This window comes from Enterococcus sp. SB12 (assembly GCF_030910025.2).
GTDB lineage: Bacteria > Bacillota > Bacilli > Lactobacillales > Enterococcaceae > Enterococcus_B > Enterococcus_B faecium.
This window is the reverse complement of sequence record NZ_CP175675.1, coordinates 1,275,644-1,293,716: the sequence shown is the minus strand read 5'-3', so window position 1 is coordinate 1,293,716 and position 18,073 is coordinate 1,275,644. Positions and strand designations below refer to the sequence as shown.

Below are 18,073 nucleotides of genomic sequence, written 5' to 3'. Positions count from 1 at the left end.
CTTGTTTCTGCTATTTCCATGGGTTTGGTAAATGGAACTGATGATTTGCTTCAAATAGATAGCCGATTTGAAATAGCAAATCTTCTCTTCCTCTGGCAGCCATAAATTGGATTCCTAGAGGCATGTTTTCTTTTGTCAAATGAGTAGGCAAGCTGATTGCTGGTTGTCCAGTCAGATTAGCCAACTGTGTATAAGGTGTGATCTTCAAGCTCTCCTCAAACATGGAAGAAACAACGTCTAAAGCTTCTACTTCAGAACAATCAGTGATGTGTTCCATCTGTGCTCTTATCGCATCACTTTGCAAATCTTCGCTGATTTTAGGGGCGGTAAATGCAGTCGTTGGTGAAAGGAATAGATCGTATTCTTGATGTAGGTTTTCCATGACAATTGCTGCTTCATCCCATACATGCAGAGAATCGATGTAAGTAGCGGCAGAGAGCTTCTGACCATATTGGAACAAAGTCCAAGAAATGGGTTCAAGTTCTTCTTTTCTGACAGCTCGCTGGATGCCTGTTTCAATCGAGCGGATCATTGCTGCTGTTTCTGCGCCATTCATCTGATAATAAGACGTGATCAGTTTACTACCATCTAGTGGGTAAGGAATCTCTGTCAAATCATGCCCTTCTTTTCCAAGGAAATCTACAGCTTTTTTTACAGCAAGTACTGCCTCTTCACTAATCTGTGAGTGGATCGGTGAATCAACACAAAAAGCTATCTTCAACCGTTTTTTTCTTGGATGTGTTTGCCACTCAACTGGCGATACTTGATATGGAGCACCGGAATTGATACTTCTCATCCCATAAAATAAAGCCTCCGTGTCTCTCATAGAAACTGTCAAGCCGAAATCAATAGCAGCTCCTTGCCATCCTCTCCAAGCATATGGACCAACTGGCATCGTCCCTCGCGAAGGTTTCAGCCCAATCAATCCGCAAAACGAAGCAGGTATTCTAATAGAACCACCGCCATCACTAGCACCAGCTAAAGGAACGATTCCTGATGAAACTGCAGCAGCAGCTCCTCCACTTGATCCGCCCGGTGTACATTCAAGGTTCCAAGGGTTTCTTGCTGGGCCATAGATGACTGGGTCTGTAATATTTTTGAAACCAAACTCTGGCGCATTGGTTTGTCCAAAAGGAACTAGACCTATCGCTTCTGCTTGCCGCACATAATTAGATGTATGAGAAGCTCGGTGTGTTTCAAATAAACGAGATCCTGAAGTAGCTAGCCATCCCTTTTTTTCTTGACCGAGCATTTTTAAAGGAAATGGAATACCAGCCAATGGCCCTTTTTCTGACTGGGGAATCAATAGCTCGTGGGAATTACTCTCGAATGGTTCAAGCGCGACAAACGCATTCAATTCATGATTTTGCTTCTTTATTTTTTTCTGTATATCCGTAACTAGTTCTTGAAAGCTAAATTCTTTTTCTTTAAGCTCTTTTGCTAATTCTGTTGCATCATTCATATTATCCTCCTTTTTGCCTCTGTTATTTTCCCACAAGTTCGTCTAACATACAATGAGTACGCTTGCACAGGAATGAACAGACGAGTGTTTTTTATAAAAAAAGACGAAGATCAATCATGACCTTCGTCTCTTTGCTATGAAATGGTGCGTAATTTGCCTTTAAATTCGTCAATTGACGTATATCCTTTTTCTGACATAATCTGCGTTAATTCTTTTATGATTCTAGAAAAAATTTCCGGCCCTTCTTTATGAAGCTCGGTACCAATCTGTAACATGCTTGCGCCACATAGCAGATGTTCAAATGCATCTTGTCCTGTCCGAATCCCACCTGTACCAATGATTTGGATTTCTGGTTTCAAACGTGTATAAAAAGCGCGAACATTTGCCAAAGCAGTCGGCTTGATATACTCTCCGCCAATGCCGCCGAACCCTTCTTTTGGTTTGATGACTACTGCTTCTTGTTCTGTATCGATATACAAACCATTGCCCACACTGTTGATAGCATTGACATAGGTCAATGGAAACTGATTCAAGATATCAGCCATCTGATCAAAATGAGCAAAATCAAAATAAGGAGGCAATTTGATTCCTAGCGGCTTAGAAAAGATGCTGAATACTTCTTTCAGTGTTTCATAAGTGGCCTCAAAATCGTAAGCTAGTTGTGGTTTTCCAGGCACATTGGGACAAGATAAATTTAATTCAGTGATCCCATTAAACCCACTTTTTTCTATTTTCTCAAGCATTTCCAAGTTTTCCTGGACACTCATCCCGGCAATGGAAAAAAATAACGGTTGATTTTGGTTTTCCTGCACTTTTTCATACGCAAGAGCATACTCTAGATAATAAGAAAAACCTAGGTTTGGAAGTCCCATAGAATTGATACTGCCTAAAGGAACATCAAAATAGCGTGGTTCGGGATTTCCTTTTCGTTCATTGATCGTACAGCTCTTAGTGATAAATGCTCCTGCTTCTGAATGAGCCAGTTCATCTAATTCCTGGGTAGTCATGCAGTGGACACCAGATGCATTCATCAAAGGATTGGCAAAGATATGATTGGCAAAGGTCGTTTCTAAACTCAAGTAAATCGCTCCTTCAAACAAGTTATTTTATCTAGTGTATCATGACTAAAAGAAAAATCAACTCTTGTTTTCCGAAGAAATTCTTAATCATCTTGTTCAGTTGACAGTACTTCGCCTGTTTGGCTATTGATCTTGACTGATGTACTTTGATTGCCGTCTTTTACTTTGACTTCCCAATAAGTAGTACCTAAATCTTTATCCAAATCCCAATCTGTTGCCGTACCGCTTCCTACTTTGTCGACGGCGATTTTTGCTGCTTCCTCAATCGTGATCAATTTATCAACATCCAGACCATCTTCTTTTTTCTTTTGACCATTTTGTTCATCTCGATCTAGAGTTCCTGGATTCTCTGTCTCCATTTTTTCATTTTGAGCATCAATTCTTGCTTCGTATTCTTTTTGATCATCGACACCTTCTATCTTGTAGAAGTAAGATCCCCAATCACTATCTAATTCCAAACTAGTAATTGCAGTATCTGGGTATTTATCTTGGAACAATTCGATCGCACGAGCTGCAGACACTTTGATATCTGACTGAGTACTTGCTTCACTAGAACTTTTTGTCTGGCTAGACGAAGATGTGCTTGCTTTTGTTGAGGAGTCCGATACCTGTGAAGAGCGCTGTTCGCTACTGGAAGACGTATTCCCAGATGTGCCTTGATTGGTATTTGATTGACAAGCAGCTAAAAACAAAGCTGCAAATAAACTAGTATAAATAACAGTTTTTTTCATTGATTCGATCCCCTTTGTTATAAAATAGTATTCTATTACAAGTATAACGAAGAAAAAATTTTCTGTCATGTTTAAAAATTAAAGAACCAAACTTTTATTATGAAAATATAAAGAAAAAGAAACTAAGCTTTAGAGACAATCCTAGAAGTTAGACAAAAAAGTTCACTTCTGGAGCATCATAAAACTTAGCTTCTTTTTAAATAGTCTTTAAACAGTACTTTTGCCTCAATTATGCCCGATGCATTGGGATGTCATTGTTTCCAGGTTGAACAAGCAAATATTGAATCACATCGATATTACTTGATTCAAATGAAGCTGCACAAGCTTGTAAGTATAGATCCCACATTCGATAGAAGGAATCTCCCATTTCTTTCGTGACTTGATCTTGGACTTGATGAAAATTCTTTGTCCAATGTTCTAATGTCAATTGGTAGTCACGACGTAAGCTTTCCAAATCAATCAGTTGCAAATCGTTTTTTGTAATGTTATCAACTAATTCAGTAACGCCAGGGACATAACCGCCAGGGAAAATATATTTATTGATCCAAGCATTTGTCGCACCACCTTGTTGTCGGCTGATTCCATGGATCAAAGCTGTTCCTTTTGGTTTTAGTAGATTTTTTACAACTTTGAAATAACCTTCAAGGTTTTCAGAACCTACATGTTCGAACATACCCACACTTGTGATATGATCAAATGTTTCGCCTTTTAGTTCGCGGTAATCCATTAATAATACACGGCATTTATCTTCTAAATGTTCTTCTTTTATTCTTTTGGTAATCAAATCGTATTGTTCTTCACTTAGTGTGACCCCAGTTGCCTTGACATTATACTCTTTGGCAGCAGTGAACATCAATGTTCCCCAGCCACAACCGATATCAAGCAACGTTTCGCCTTCTTTGATAAAGAGTTTGTCTAAGATATGATGGACTTTATTGATTTGTGCTTGTTCCAACGTATCTTCAGGTGTGTTGAAATAGGCACAAGAATAAGTCAAAGTTGGATCTAGCCAAAGTTTATAAAAGTCGTTACCTAAGTCATAATGCGCATGGATATCTTCTTTGTTTTTTTGTTTCGTATGTTTTTCTTTCTTTGGCAGCCATTTTAGATAATCTTTTCCTCGTAAAAAGCTGTTTGCTTGCTGATAAGCATCGTTGATCAATGCTTGGATACTTCCCTCGATCTCGATTCGATGATCCATATAGGCTTCTCCTAGTGCCAAAGAAGCGTTACTTGTAATCTCTTTCATTGGGATTTCTTCATGGATATTGATTTTGATTTGGGGAGGAGTGTCCGTATCTCCGTATTGTTTCGTTGTACCGTCCCAATAATTTACTTCGACAGGGAGCGAGAAAGAACGTGAAAATAATTGATTGTATAAAGTTTTCTCTAACATGATTTTCCTCCTTAAAAAAACTACCCTATTACGTTAATACTAAAAAAGAAAAGAATCAACTAAGAAGTTTAATTTTTTCAGAAATTTTTCAAAAACTACTTTATTTTTCATTTTTTTCACATTCATTGTCGCATAAATCGCTTAAACTTGTCATTCGACACGCTTATCTTTGAATCTTGTTTTGACAAAAACCCATAAAAGCAGCAAGACAGTTATCGTTGTTTGGACACTTAGCATCAAGATAAAGTCAAAGTGGATAAACCCTACAACTGCTGCTGCCATGGAACCTATTCCCATAACATTCAGCATCAAATTTGCACTCTCTTTGAATGTATGAATGGATGAAAGTTGGCTTTTTCTTGTCATCCACAAGAAAAAGGAAGCCCCGAATAAAATGAGACTCGTCATGACAAATAGGACAAGACCAAGACTTAAACTATAAGATAAAATGATTGTTGGACGATTACTGGCATAAAATTCTCTTTCTAAAAATCGTTGGAAATCTTCGGGCGTACGTACAGAATCTGGTTGGAAAGATGGGCTATAATTCATCGTATAGCGGCGTATACCAGATTTATCCTTTTGTTGGATCACCCATTGTTCCTTCTCAAAATCAATAAAAGTTCCATGATCGGATTGTTGTTTCTCAGATAAAGACACACCTACCAAAATTTCAGGGGTCACAGCTATCGTTTGTTGCGATGATTGTAACCCAGTTTCAGATAATTCAAGTTCAGAAAATTTTTTGGTTCCTTGTTCATCGATCAGCGAATGAACGGATAGAAATTGTTCTAATGGAATCGCTTGGATCTGATTGGCATAAAAAAGAGTCACAGGCATGACCATCAAGGAAACTAAAAATACAAATATCAAGAAAAATTTAGGCCATGATAATAGTTTGCGTCCCGCAAACACTTGAGTTGGCGTACGTAATGCGGAAAAATAGTTTAACGGAAATGTTTGCATGATACTCTGCTCCTATCCTTTTGTTCCGCCAGATGTCAGGCCGGTAACAAAGTTCTTTTGTAAAAAGAAGAATAATAGACAAATCGGTAGTGCAATCAAAATTGCCCCAGCAGCAAAAAGAGAGACTCTTTGGTTTGTCACATCAGAAATAAATGTTTGTAAGCCGACAGCAACAGTCTGATTTTCAGGTGTTCGAAGCAGGAACTTAGCTAACATGAAATCCCCAAAAGGTCCCATAAAAGCCCATAATGCTTGAACGGCGAGCATCGGTTTGACAAGCGGTAATACAATCTGGAAAAAAATCCTGAAATGCCCTGCCCCATCAAGTTTAGCAGATTCATCTAAATCTATTGGTACAGTGTCAAAGTATCCTTTCATCAGCCAAGTATTCATTGGAATTCCACCGCCTATATAGATCATTGTCAAGAACCAGTACTTATCTAGCGCCTCTAATAGGAAAGCCATGACATAAAAGGCAGTCAATGCTGCCATAGTCGGTACCATCTGAATCACTAAAAAGAACATCAAACTTGATTTGCGGCCGATAAAACGATAACGGCTATACGTATAGCCAGCTAAAGTTACTATAGTTACTTGTACGATCATCGTTAGGACAGAGATGATTAACGTATTTTTATACCAAGTCCCGTAAAGTGTTTCACTGAATAGCCGAGTAAAGTTTCCTAAAGTCCAGTCACTTGAAAGATCTAAACTAAAAGCTGCAATATTTCCTGACTTGAAGGCAGTACTTGCTGTGATCAAAAGCGGATAGATGATAATGACTGACAGTATTAAAAGAAAAAAGTAAGTAAAAAAGTGAGAAAGTCGTTTTTGGAATCGAGCACTCGAATGAAATTTTTTCATTGTTAATCCCCCATATTGAACGCATTTGTCTTTTTAAATACCAGCAATGACACACAGATAACGATGATGGAGATAATCAACGTGATTGCTGAAGCCATAGAATATTGCGGAGAAGTTCCAGTCGTAAGTTTATAGATCCAGGAAATAAGAATATCAGTAGAACCAGCTCCTCCGCCTACGCTTCCGGGACCACCATTGTTAAACAGATAGATCATGGAGAAATTATTGAAATTCCCCGTATACTGTGTAATAAATGTTGGCGCTGCCACTAGGAAGACAGCAGGAAGCGTGATGTTTGAAAAGCGCTGCCATGCATTTGCTCCGTCGATTTTTGCTGCTTCATATAAGTCTTCTGAAATCGATTGTAAGATTCCTGTAACCATCACATAGATATAGGGAAATCCTAACCAGCCCTGCACTAAGATAATTGCTACTTTCGTCCAGTTGGGATCTGTTTTCCAAGAGATTGCACTGATATCTACAAAAGGAAGCTGGTTTAGGAAAGGAATCACTTGAGTATTGATGGCTCCTACGCTGTCGTTGAATATATTCGAAAAACTCATGATAGTAATAAAAGCTGGGACCGCCCATGGTAATAAGAAAATGATACCGAAAATACGTTTGAATTTAATAAATTTCTGGTGAGCAACAACCGCTGTGAGAATACCAAGGGTGATTTGCAAAGTTGTTGCACATAAAGTCCAAATCACGGTCCACGAAAAGACTGCAAAAAAAGTATTACGATATGAGCTTAAAAAGAAGATACTAAAAAAGTTTTTAGCCCCTACCCAATCAATCAAACTGGCTGGTGGAATATGATTGAAGTCATAATTAGTAAATGCAGTGAACAATGTAACTAGGACTGGGAAAATGATCGTAAAAATCATGAGAAGATAAGCGGGAAGTGTCAATAGATAAGGAAAACCTTCATCACCTATATTATGTATGACTTCCTTCATCGTCCGATTGATTTTTTTGCCCTCTTGACGCATCTTCGCTACTCGATAAGCGTCTAAAAGATTCAAACCGTAAAAAATCAAGAAAATGATTGTAATGATGAATTGCAAAGTGCCTTCAATCAAAATAAATAATGAATGATCTTCCATTGGTATACTTCCCAAAGTAACCAATCCTACCAATGCATGAAATCCGCCCAGAAGCATCTGACCAATGAATAGGACGAATATGGCGAAAAAAACGATACCTTTAAAAGCTTGGCCATTTACAAACTGCCCCATCCCTGGAATAAGTGAACAAAGCGTGATTTTTTTTTCGTTGATATTGCTTGTTTTATCTTGCTGCATCTGAATGCCCCCTCTAAACTTGCTAAACCGCAAACTACTTTTAAGATAATGGCAACAAGAGCAAGATAATTTTCCATCTCGCTCTTGCCACTTTTATCTGAAGCACCTGTTCCATTTTTTATAAAAATGGACGGTTATCATTTTAATCAGTATTTTTGTTCTATGGCTTCACTGATTGTTTTTACTGCTTCATCTGCGGATTCTTTTGGTGTTTTTGAACCTGATGCTGCATCGAACATCAAGTTTTCTGCACCTGTCCAAACTTCGCCCATTTCTGGGATGTTTGGCATCGCTTGAGCTGTTTCATATTGTTCAATCACAGCTGTTGTTAATTCATCGTTTTTAGCCTTTGCTGTTTCCCTAGCTTGTTGGTTTGCAGGGATTTCATTTACCATTTCAAAGAATTTTTCTTGATTTTCCTGATTCGTTACATAATCAAGCCATTTTTGAGAGAGGTCTTTGTTTTTAGCATAATTGCTGACTACCCATCCTTTTCCTCCGCCAAACGGTTGATAAGGCTGTCCATTACTTAGAGTAGGAATTTTGGCTACACCATAATTGATATTGTTTTCTTTGTATGTTTGCGCTTGCCATGGACCGTCAATGATTGCTGCAGTTTTATTGGACATGAATTGCTGGCTGGCGAAGTCTCCTGCACTTTTTATGTCTTGCATTCCCTTTGGCCAAACATTTTTGAACCAATCTGTTGCATAAGAGATTCCTTCTACAGCACCTGCATTATTCAAACCGATATCTGAAGGATTTGTACCATCATCACCAAATACATAGCCACCGTGACCTGCAATTAAACCATAGGAATAATAAAAGTCAGTCCATTTAGCTAAAAATCCTGTATTTTTTCCTGCTTCTGACTCAAAAGCAAAACGACTGTCTTTGGATAGATTCTCCAAATCTTTAAACGTTGATGGTGCTGTATCGACTAAATCTTTGTTATAGTACAAAACAAGGGTCTCGATTACCGCAGGTTCTCCGTAGATTTTTCCATCATAAGTCACTTGGGCTTTGTCTGTTTCATCGTAAGCTGCTTCATTTCCCAGTTTTACTTCCGCCAGATGTCCTTGCTGTCCTAACGCACCGATCCGGTCATATGCTGCCATCATAACGTCAGGTCCCTTTCCAGCAGGCCCATCTAACGCTAATGATTCCAACTGATCGAACATGTCCTTTTCTACTAGCTTGATTTTCACATCGTTTTCTTTTTCGAAAGTGTTTTTTATTTCGTTTATATAATCTTTATATCCAGAATCAACGGAAACTGTTAACGTTTTTCCTTCATCGGCTTCCCCTTCTGCTGAAGAGTTACCATTGCCACAAGCCGCTAATCCGCCTAAGATTCCTAAAGAGATTAACCCTAAACCCAACTGTTTCACACTTCTTTTTTTCATCTTCATTTCCTCCTGTGTATTCAACGTGCTGTTACACCCTTATTATAATGGGCACAAATCTTCATTTGCAAACGCTTTCTTGTTGTTACCGGTAACAGTTTTCAACACATGATCAAAAATCCGTATTGTCGTATCTCTGCTTTCCCGTCTTCTAACAACTGACAATTTTGACTAAGAATCACCTCATTTTCCTGTTCTACTACCCAAGGTTCTTTTGACTGATTAAAGTAAACATAGATGATCTGTCCCTCTAGTTCCCGTGTGAAATAGAGCTTATCTTCACGATCATTTACTATTAGCCACTGAGTAGAACCTTCAGAAATAATCTTAGACAACTGTTTTCTTAGAGAAACAAGTTCTTTTATAAAACCGAATAGCTCTAGATCTTGTTCCTCCTTCTCCCATATCATACATTTGCGGCAATCCGGGTCATCTTCACCAGTCATCCCTATTTCTGTCCCGTAATAGATACAAGGAGACCCTTTTTGAAGAAACATAAAGGCCATCACAGACTTCATCAATTCTTTGTTACCTTGGCAAAGGGTCAAGATCCTGGCAGTATCATGAGAATCTAATAAGTTGAATGTTCCTTCGTTCACCTGATCTCTGTAAAGCATTTGCTGATGATTCATTCCACTGACCATTTGTGAAGCTGTGATTTTCTTTTTTGCAAAATAATCTTTAATCGAATCTGTAAATGCATAATTCATCACTGCATGGAATTCATCCCCTTGCAGCCAAGCTTGAGAGGAATGCCAAATCTCTCCAAGGATATAGATGTCTGGTTTGATTTCTGTAACTGCTTCTCTGAATTTTTTCCAAAAATGATGATCGACTTCATTAGCAACATCAAGACGCCATCCATCAATATCGAATTCTTTTATCCAATAAGTTGCGATATCCAGCAAATATTTTTGCACTTCTGGATTTGCTGTATTTAGTTTCGGCATGAATGGAGTAAAAGCAAAAGTATCATATGGGATATTTTCAGCAGTTTCTGGTAAGTCAGTCATCTGATAAGAATCTACTGGGAAAAAACGGATGTGGAACCAGTCTTTATAGATCGATTTTTCTCCGTTTTTGAGAACGTCTTGCCACTGTGGTGAATGGACACCCATATGATTGAATACAGCATCGAACATGATACGTATCCCTCTTTTATGTGCTTCATCAATCAAGTTTTTTAAAAGTTTTTTGTCGCCAAAAGCGGGATCCACCTCATAATAATCAATCGTATCGTATTTATGATTGGATGTGGCTTTAAATATGGGACAAAAATAGATGCCATTGATGCCAAGGTCCGTCAAGTAATCCAAATGATCCATCACACCTTGCAAATCTCCCCCGAAGAAGTCTTCTCGGTCTGGATCTTTACTTCCCCAAGGTAAAGTGTGTTCGGGGTCATTTGCTTTGTCCCCGTTTGCAAATCTTTCGGGAAAAATTTGATACCATACTGTTTCTTTTACCCATTCTGGAATAGTGAATCGATCGATTTGATGAAAATAAGGTATTCGAAAATAAAAATTTGGTTCAGTAATCACATTTTCTCGATAAGGAAAAATTCCTTGATCACCGTAAAAACAGTCCGTGTTATCTTCCCCAACAACATGGAACGCATACTGTAAGCGCCTTGTTTCGCTCGTCACTTCAATTTCCCAATAATCATGAACATTGGTACTTAGACATTTTTTCATTGGTCGTTGTTTTTGATACCATTTTTCAGTTGTTATGGTATATGGATCTCCACATAGCACATATACTTTTTTGATATCATTTTTCCTAGTACGAAGCCGAATACGAAATCTTGTATTCGTATATAGAAATGCATATTCACTTTCCGGTCGATGATAAGTTGCAGCTGTATCCATTGATTTCCTCCTTGTGTTTTAATATGACGTCATCACTATAAGTGATAGAGAAGCAAAAGACAACGCTTTCAAAAATGTTATCGGTAACAGTTTTTTGATACCGAATTTTTATTTTTTAAACTTGCCAAATAGATAGACTTAAAACTTTTAAAAGTTTTAGTCTACTTCCTGTACTATTTAGTGTCCTGAATTTATCTTAAGTGATCAATTTCTCCAATTTTCTAAAGTAAAAGTTTTTTAACAGTTTTTAACGTAGAAGTATATTCTAGAAGAATGAAACATAATAATTTAGACTATCCTAATTTTTTATTAATTAAAGCTAACTTAAGGTGAAAAGTAAGTTATAATAAGATAAGAGTATTATTAATGAATTAAGGAAGTGGATAAATGAAAGAAACGAGACAATTTATATGGACATACATTAAGATTATTTTTGCCCTCTTCATATTAGGAGTCGCTATCAATATGTTTTTAGGGCCTCACCATATTGCTGCTGGAGGTGTCAGCGGTCTAGGAATATTACTGGAAGCTGCTTTAGGCTTTGACCGAGCTATAGTTATTTTAGTGTTGAATATCGTTATGTTGGTACTAGCTCTTCTATTTTTAGGTAAAAAACCCTTTTTTAAAGTACTTTTCGGAAGCTTGGTTTTTCCTTTAATCATTGCAATAGTTCCAGAAACAATGATTACTTCAGATCGGTTGTTGTCTGTCATTTTTGGAAGTGCGATTTTTGCTTTAGGAGTTGCGATTTTATATAAAAACAACTCTTCTAGCGGCGGTACGACGATCCCTCCCCTCATTTTTAAAAAATATTTCCACTTGAATACTTCGATTGGCTTATTTTTTACAGACGCATTCGTTGTTTCTCTTAATCTGTTTATTTTTGGAATAGAAGAGTTTCTTTATGCTATTTTATCTATTGCAATCACTTCAATTGTCATGACTTATATCGAAACAGGTATCAATCGAAAGAAATCTGTTATGGTCATGAGTGAACATTATTTGGAAGACATCCGCCTTCGCTTAAGTGCTGAGATTGGACGTGGCCTTACCCTGCTAGAGGCAAAAGGCGGGTATAATCGAAAGTCAAAAGAGGTTTTATTGATCGTTGTGACTGATCATGAATTTTCCCGAATGAAACCATTGATAGAAGAAATCGATCCAAGTGCCTTTGTCATTGTCAGCAGCGTAGCAGAAGTAATGGGACGCGGATTTACTTATCATCCAATCGAATGAGTTGGTAAGTAAATCCGCTATTTTTTTGAATGCGTTTTCTTTAGCTGGTATAATAAAAGAATCTAGTAACTGTTCGACTGAAAAGGAGAGGAGATCTTTATGCATAAAGGAACGGAAATCGATTTTGTATTAAATGATAGTTTGAAAGCACTAGAACTGTATCAAACAATCTTTGATGAAATACAACTGATTGAGGCAACAGATTACCCTAGAGGCAATAATGAAGTCATTTTTACCTTGTATGGCACGAGATTCCATATGCTGGATGAAAACACGTCTCTTGGTTTGACTGCTCCTACTGCTGAACATCCAAATACGATCTGGTTCAATATCATCGTCTCTGATATCGAGGACACACATAATAAAGCATTACGAAATGGCTGTGTAGAGATTCAAGAAATGACAGAAATGATGGACTTTGGTGTGACTAACTCAATGTTCAGAGATCCTTTTGGTTATTTATGGATGCTTCATCAGGTCCATCGTGAAGTAATTTTTGAAGAAAGAAAACAACTTTTTGAGAAATATATGTAATGTTTATGATGAGATTATTTTTTGTCTCTGATATTTTTTGTATATGTTTGCTATTCGAGAAAGCGCGTCTGTTTCATGTGCTTTCTCTTATTTATCTTATGCCAATCCATTTCTTTGCTTTCCACAATTATATTGTGTAAAATTCAATTGTATAAAATATAATTAAAGGTGGTAATTTTATGAAAAAAATGTATTCTACGAAAATGATCAACACAGGCGGACGCTCTGGAGAAGTGCATAATCCCGATCGTACATTCGAATTGAATATTGCAGCTCCTGGTAAACGCGTCGAAAATGCAACCAACCCTGAACAATTGTTTGCAGCTGGTTTCAGTGCATGTTTTAACAGTGCATTAGAATTGATCAAACAGCAAAAAAATATCTCTGGGGCTTCTACTGTCAGTGCACAAGTTTCCCTTTATTCAGAAAGTGAAACGAGCTTTGTCTTAGGTGTAGAGATTGAAGGATCTATCGAAGGTCTTTCTCTGGAAGAAACGCAAGAATTATTAGAGGCAGCGCATAAAGTGTGTCCGTATTCAAAAGCTACAGCTGGAAATATAGAAGTTACTCTGAAAGCAGTTAGTGAATAGACTTTTTTGTGTAAATCCGCTATGATACACTATAGTAAAACAGCGGAGGTGGAAAAATGGAAGATCTATATTTAGTTAATCAAGTATGTTTTCCTTTATATGCCGCCTCTAAGGAAATCATTAGACACTACACTCCCCTCCTCAAGCCGCTGAATCTTACCTATACCCAGTATCTTGTGATGTTAGTTTTATGGGAAAAGAAAAAGACTTCAGTGAAAGAGCTAGGAAATGATTTGTGTCTGGATTCTGGTACGCTGACTCCCTTACTAAAAAAGTTAGCAGAAAAAAATTATATTAATCGTCAGCGTGAAACGGGTGATGAAAGAATCGTAAATGTTACGCTGACTGCTCAAGGTGCTGCGTTGCAAAAACAAGCAGAAGGTATTCCACAAAAGATCAAGTCTTATCTTCCACTTGAACAGGAAGAATTGGATACACTGCAACATCTGACCCGAAAAATGCTAGATAATTTTCATCAAGACCAGAAAAAGGGCTGAAACTGCTAGATGAACGATTTTATGAGGAAAACCAACTCATAAGATAACGTCATTTAGCGGTTTTTCTTTTTGCTCTTTCTCTTTCTTATTTTCATATTCCATCATATAATGAATAACGTGTTTATTTTTTGTTATTTGGAGGTTGTCGATTTGACCGTTTATCAGCGTTTTTTGGCGAATGAAAAAATACGCCGTCTCACTGTTTTATTATTTGTCGTTTTTGTTCTTTTCTTAGTTAGAAGTATGATTACAACCATTTTGCTCACATTTATCTTTACTTATTTGATGATTCATCTTGTTCAAATCATTCAGCGATTTGTCCGAATCCCTACAGGTGTTTTAGCTATCATGATTTATACACTGATCGTTTACCTTATCTATCTGGCATTCACAAAGTATATCCCGATGCTTATTCATCAAACATTTGACATGATCCAGTCCGTTATTAATTTTTACGAGCATCAGCCAAAAGATGCAGATCCTGTTTTACAATATATCCATACTTATATTGAGCGAAACGATTTTTTTGAACAGCTTCAAAATGGCGCTTCGATTGCGCTTGGCTATTTACAGGATATAGGAAAAATGGCAGTGGCGTTTGCTATGTCATTCATCTTAAGTTTCTTTTTTATGATTGAAAAGAAAAAAACAATTGTATTCTCAAGATTGTTTTTAAAAAGTGAATTTTCTTGGTTCTTTCAAGATATTTACTATTTTGCCGATAAGTTTGTCAATACATTTGGTTTGGTATTAGAATCTCAATTTGTTGTCGCTCTTTTAAATACGTTGCTCACTACAATCGCCTTGGCTGTATTTGGCTTTCATCAGCTGCTGAGTTTAGCGATCATGATTTTCATTTTAAGTCTGATCCCAGTAGCAGGTGTTATCATTTCTTGTATTCCTCTATCTTTCATAGCTTATTCCCAAGGAGGCATCCGAGATGTTGTTTATATCCTGATTACGATTTTGATTGTCCATCTAATTGAGTCTTATGTGCTGAATCCGAAGTTGATGTCCAGCAAAACAGAACTGCCGATTTTTTATACATTTGTGGTCTTACTTGTTAGCGAACGGTTCTTTGGCGTTTGGGGCTTGATTGTCGGCATTCCGATCTTTACCTTCTTTTTAGATGTATTGAAAGTGAAAAAGATCCCGAACCATCTTCCAAAAGAAACAGATATCCCTTAAAATAAATATGAAGAAAGATAAAGTATGAACGCCCCCAAATATCAGATTTCAATCTGGTATTTTGGGGGCATTTTCTGGATATTTCTTTTTATTTGAAAAATGCGTTCACAGACATTATTCAAATGTTAGAGAGATCTGTTTTGTTTAAATCTTTTTGCAGAAAGCATTGTTGCTATACTTAATAGAATGATTCCGCTCCACAGTATAACTTTGTTTTGTGACTCTCCGGATTTTGGTAGCTGTTTATTTTTCGTTTCAGGACTAGCAAAGGTTGTATCCTTGCTACTTTTTAAGGTTTCAGCTGATTGGGCGCTATCAAATATTCGTGATTTTTTATTCAGCTGCTCTTCATTTATTTTTAGAATTGCTAGATTTGATTTTTTACTCTCTTTTTTTCCATCCTCTTGAATTGTTTTTTTGTTTATTTTTTCTGGTATTCCTTGGTCTCTTGCGTCCGTATCTGGTTCTGGAGTTACATCTGGTTTTTCTCCAGGGGTTATTTCAGGTTTTGATTTATTGTCTGGCTCTGGTTGAGTTTCTGTATCGGGTTCTTCTCCAGGTTCTATTTCCGGTTTCTGTTCTCCGTCTGGATTTTCTGTAGGCGGTACTTCTGGCTTATTTTCATTTTCTGGTTTATCTGTTGGTTCTTCAACAAGATCTCCTCCTGAGTCGATGGCTGAATCTTGCTCAATTGTCTGCCGCTGACTATACGGCGTTAAATGATGATGATCGTTCGGTAGTCCATCTGATACCTTGAAAGTAAAAAGCGCTGGTTTTAACAAGTCCTGATTTAATGTAACGGTGAAGGTAAATATCGCTTGCTTGTGTTGGATAGTCAAAGTGTTCTCGTCATAGCCAATCGACAAAGTGGGATCAACATTCTCAAATGTAACAGCTGATTGTAGTATAGGTGCTAAGTCTCCCGAATAGTCAATTTTTGCTTTGATGGTCGCTGTTTGTCCTTTTCTTAATTTTGCGACTCCTGAATTGAAGGATGAAAATTCATCCTGAAAGGTAATTCGATTGACGTTGGCCCACTTGGTTTCTGTCCATTTGGCTGTTTCTGTCTCCTCTGTGTGGACTGTCTGATTTATAGTAAGCGATAAGCTTAAGGCTGCAAATGTTGATATTAAGATGGTTGAATATCTCATAACTCTCTCACTCCTTGATTTTTTTGTATGCAAGAAATAAGATAGTAGAGATTCTACCTATATGTTTACTGTTTTTTTGTCTAAATTTATGAAAAAAACAGTAATATTTTCAAGTTTTAACAATTTAAGTAAAAAGGAGCCTCTTTCATGCAAACTCAAGAAGCGATTAAAACGTTTATCTTGAAGAAAAAAAGCAATACAAAATTAGATATTTTTCTTTTCCTATCTGAACATCGTTTCTTTATTACTACACAATATTTAGCAGATCATTTCCATATGTCTGAATCAAATTTTTTACTATACATCAAAGAATTAGAACAAGACTTTGAGCGTCTCAATCTAACAGAACTGCATATTGATAAGCAAAAACCTTTTTTAAAGTTGAATTTTGAAGGAATTGATCCGGCTTACTGCTATTATCGTCTATTTGGAAGATACTGCAACGAATCAGTCAGTTATCAGATCTTGACTTCTTTGTTCAGCTGTCAGACAAATTCGATTATCAGTTTCAGTCAGCAAACAAACTATAGTGCCTCTTATTTGTATACGAAAATGAAAAAGATTAATGCATTTTTAGCATAGTACGGTTTGTCTATCTCCTTTTCTAATAATGGCAGAAAGTCTTTTTCTGGAAAAGAGGTACAAATTCAATATGCAGCATTAGATATTTATTGGAACATCTTTTCAAGTACTGCTACAGAATTTTATGATGAAGATCCGCAAGTAGTGGCTTTTATGATGAATACTTTTTTTAAAAAAGAAGTACTTGACCGACTAAATAGCGGTATGATAGATAAATTATATTTTCTATTAAAAATATGTAAAGAGAATTTTCCTGCAACTTCTGTGAAAGACGTACAAAAAGAATTCACAGAGTATGAATATATTGACTTTTTTATTGATCTCTCTGTAGATATTTTGCGACCTAATCTGCCAATTTATCGCGAACAACGCATCTTAGTGAATATTTTAGCTCGACTTTCTATCACGAAAATCGAATCGGAAGAAACAAGCTTGGAGCAATACAAACTTTTAAAAAAAGCAAACGTTCCTCATGTTCTTTATTCAAGAGAAATGGTGGAGTCCCTTTGTACTGTATTTGATTTGTTTATACCTGAAAAAGAAAAGATTCTTTACTCATTGGCATTCGCACGAAATAAACTTTATAATGGATTTCTTAACTTCAATCAACCAAATACGCCCCTTCCTACTTTCATGCTTTATCAAGAACATAGCGTATTGAAAGAAGTCCAAACCGCCATTGAACAATTTTATATGGATTTCAGAGAACAAAATCAACACTTGTTACCAGTTATTTTAGAAAAGGAAAATGTGCAATGGATGGTTGAAGACCTAGTACATTTGTATGATCGCTACAAAAAACAGCCGCGAATTGTGATTGGTGTGAACTATACGCGTGATTTTTATATCAGTAAAGATCTGATCGTTAAGATAGAACAAATTTTTTCAAATGAATCGATCAAAATACAAAATGATTTTATGGAGAACTGCAACATCGTTATCAGCGACTGCCCTTTGAAACAATTGCCTTCTCATATCAAAAAAATCTATATTTTAAAAGGAATCATCACACCAGAAGACTGGAAAAAAGTGATTATGAGGATCTCAGAATATATCTTTGAATTAAAAGAAGAAGCACTCATGGATCAATCGAAAAAAGAAAATCAAGTTACTTCCTAGACCAAATAAGATACATAAATCCGAATGCTTATTAACAACCTCCGGATTTATGTATCAAGAATTTGAACATCCTTCTTATTTACATAATAAAATTACAGTT

15 protein-coding genes and 1 pseudogene are annotated in these 18,073 nt (G+C 36.7%); 6 read left to right on the top strand and 10 right to left on the bottom strand.

The window, feature by feature from the left end:
• Positions 1–10: 10 nt before the first annotated feature.
• The 9 genes from RBL01_RS06400 to RBL01_RS06360 form a co-directional block, all read right to left on the bottom strand.
• The gene (locus tag RBL01_RS06400; RefSeq protein WP_058128501.1) at positions 11–1,462 is read right to left on the bottom strand and encodes an amidase; all 1,452 of its coding nucleotides are present in this window, start codon (positions 1,460–1,462) and stop codon (positions 11–13) included.
• Positions 1,463–1,596: 134 nt separating this feature from the next.
• Positions 1,597–2,541: a dihydroorotate oxidase gene (locus RBL01_RS06395; protein ID WP_002295918.1), complete on the bottom strand. Its 945-nt coding sequence runs from the start codon at positions 2,539–2,541 to the stop codon at positions 1,597–1,599.
• A gap of 83 nt (positions 2,542–2,624) precedes the next feature.
• The gene (locus tag RBL01_RS06390; RefSeq protein WP_002298449.1) at positions 2,625–3,272 is read right to left on the bottom strand and encodes a PepSY domain-containing protein; all 648 of its coding nucleotides are present in this window, start codon (positions 3,270–3,272) and stop codon (positions 2,625–2,627) included.
• Between the two features lie 229 nt (positions 3,273–3,501).
• Positions 3,502–4,668, bottom strand: coding sequence for an SAM-dependent methyltransferase (locus RBL01_RS06385; RefSeq protein WP_002302000.1), 1,167 nt, complete (start codon positions 4,666–4,668; stop codon positions 3,502–3,504).
• A gap of 150 nt (positions 4,669–4,818) precedes the next feature.
• Positions 4,819–5,634, bottom strand: a complete 816-nt coding sequence (locus RBL01_RS06380; protein ID WP_002301999.1) for a maltodextrose utilization protein MalA — start codon at positions 5,632–5,634, stop codon at positions 4,819–4,821.
• A gap of 12 nt (positions 5,635–5,646) precedes the next feature.
• A complete protein-coding gene (locus RBL01_RS06375; RefSeq protein ID WP_307780918.1) occupies positions 5,647–6,498 on the bottom strand; it encodes a sugar ABC transporter permease in 852 nt (283 codons plus the stop codon).
• Positions 6,499–6,500: 2 nt separating this feature from the next.
• On the bottom strand, positions 6,501–7,802 hold the full coding sequence (locus tag RBL01_RS06370) for a carbohydrate ABC transporter permease (RefSeq protein WP_002318365.1): 1,302 nt from the start codon (positions 7,800–7,802) through the stop codon (positions 6,501–6,503).
• 146 nt (positions 7,803–7,948) lie between these two features.
• The gene (locus RBL01_RS06365) at positions 7,949–9,208 is read right to left on the bottom strand and encodes an extracellular solute-binding protein (protein WP_038809376.1); all 1,260 of its coding nucleotides are present in this window, start codon (positions 9,206–9,208) and stop codon (positions 7,949–7,951) included.
• A 101-nt stretch (positions 9,209–9,309) separates the two neighbouring features.
• Positions 9,310–11,076, bottom strand: coding sequence for a glycoside hydrolase family 13 protein (locus RBL01_RS06360; protein ID WP_002318366.1), 1,767 nt, complete (start codon positions 11,074–11,076; stop codon positions 9,310–9,312).
• 387 nt (positions 11,077–11,463) lie between these two features.
• Here RBL01_RS06360 and RBL01_RS06355 point away from each other — a divergent pair, with 387 nt between their 5' ends.
• The 5 genes from RBL01_RS06355 (at position 11,464) to RBL01_RS06335 (ending at position 15,121) form a co-directional block, all read left to right on the top strand.
• Entirely contained in the window at positions 11,464–12,312 is an 849-nt protein-coding gene (locus RBL01_RS06355; protein WP_002303243.1) for a YitT family protein, read from the top strand.
• 99 nt (positions 12,313–12,411) lie between these two features.
• Complete coding sequence (locus tag RBL01_RS06350; RefSeq protein WP_002301993.1) at positions 12,412–12,846, top strand: VOC family protein; 435 nt, start codon at positions 12,412–12,414, stop codon at positions 12,844–12,846.
• A gap of 179 nt (positions 12,847–13,025) precedes the next feature.
• Positions 13,026–13,436 (top strand): organic hydroperoxide resistance protein, encoded by a 411-nt coding sequence (locus tag RBL01_RS06345; protein WP_002288163.1) that lies wholly within the window; start codon positions 13,026–13,028, stop codon positions 13,434–13,436.
• Between the two features lie 56 nt (positions 13,437–13,492).
• Entirely contained in the window at positions 13,493–13,933 is a 441-nt protein-coding gene (locus tag RBL01_RS06340; RefSeq protein WP_002301992.1) for a MarR family winged helix-turn-helix transcriptional regulator, read from the top strand.
• Between the two features lie 108 nt (positions 13,934–14,041).
• A complete protein-coding gene (locus tag RBL01_RS06335; RefSeq protein WP_073984784.1) occupies positions 14,042–15,121 on the top strand; it encodes an AI-2E family transporter in 1,080 nt (359 codons plus the stop codon).
• 125 nt (positions 15,122–15,246) lie between these two features.
• Here RBL01_RS06335 and RBL01_RS06330 read toward each other — a convergent pair whose 3' ends face one another.
• Positions 15,247–16,272: an LPXTG cell wall anchor domain-containing protein gene (locus RBL01_RS06330; protein ID WP_047629366.1), complete on the bottom strand. Its 1,026-nt coding sequence runs from the start codon at positions 16,270–16,272 to the stop codon at positions 15,247–15,249.
• Positions 16,273–16,419: 147 nt separating this feature from the next.
• Here RBL01_RS06330 and RBL01_RS06325 point away from each other — a divergent pair.
• Positions 16,420–17,973 (top strand): annotated as a pseudogene (locus tag RBL01_RS06325) (helix-turn-helix domain-containing protein).
• Positions 17,974–18,073 lie beyond the last annotated feature (100 nt).

What these genes read in the sequence shown, in the direction of transcription:
- RBL01_RS06385 (WP_002302000.1), bottom strand. Translation starts at nt 4,668, where the DNA reads ATGTTAGAGAAAACTTTATACAATCAATTATTTTCACGTTCTTTCTCG.
- RBL01_RS06375 (WP_307780918.1), bottom strand. Translation starts at nt 6,498, where the DNA reads ATGAAAAAATTTCATTCGAGTGCTCGATTCCAAAAACGACTTTCTCAC.
- RBL01_RS06335 (WP_073984784.1), top strand. Translation starts at nt 14,042, where the DNA reads ATGAATAACGTGTTTATTTTTTGTTATTTGGAGGTTGTCGATTTGACC.
- RBL01_RS06355 (WP_002303243.1), top strand. Translation starts at nt 11,464, where the DNA reads ATGAAAGAAACGAGACAATTTATATGGACATACATTAAGATTATTTTT.
- RBL01_RS06380 (WP_002301999.1), bottom strand. Translation starts at nt 5,634, where the DNA reads ATGCAAACATTTCCGTTAAACTATTTTTCCGCATTACGTACGCCAACT.
- RBL01_RS06330 (WP_047629366.1), bottom strand. Translation starts at nt 16,272, where the DNA reads ATGAGATATTCAACCATCTTAATATCAACATTTGCAGCCTTAAGCTTA.
- RBL01_RS06390 (WP_002298449.1), bottom strand. Translation starts at nt 3,272, where the DNA reads ATGAAAAAAACTGTTATTTATACTAGTTTATTTGCAGCTTTGTTTTTA.
- RBL01_RS06365 (WP_038809376.1), bottom strand. Translation starts at nt 9,208, where the DNA reads ATGAAAAAAAGAAGTGTGAAACAGTTGGGTTTAGGGTTAATCTCTTTA.
- RBL01_RS06340 (WP_002301992.1), top strand. Translation starts at nt 13,493, where the DNA reads ATGGAAGATCTATATTTAGTTAATCAAGTATGTTTTCCTTTATATGCC.
- RBL01_RS06400 (WP_058128501.1), bottom strand. Translation starts at nt 1,462, where the DNA reads ATGAATGATGCAACAGAATTAGCAAAAGAGCTTAAAGAAAAAGAATTT.
- RBL01_RS06360 (WP_002318366.1), bottom strand. Translation starts at nt 11,076, where the DNA reads ATGGATACAGCTGCAACTTATCATCGACCGGAAAGTGAATATGCATTT.
- RBL01_RS06350 (WP_002301993.1), top strand. Translation starts at nt 12,412, where the DNA reads ATGCATAAAGGAACGGAAATCGATTTTGTATTAAATGATAGTTTGAAA.
- RBL01_RS06345 (WP_002288163.1), top strand. Translation starts at nt 13,026, where the DNA reads ATGAAAAAAATGTATTCTACGAAAATGATCAACACAGGCGGACGCTCT.
- RBL01_RS06370 (WP_002318365.1), bottom strand. Translation starts at nt 7,802, where the DNA reads ATGCAGCAAGATAAAACAAGCAATATCAACGAAAAAAAAATCACGCTT.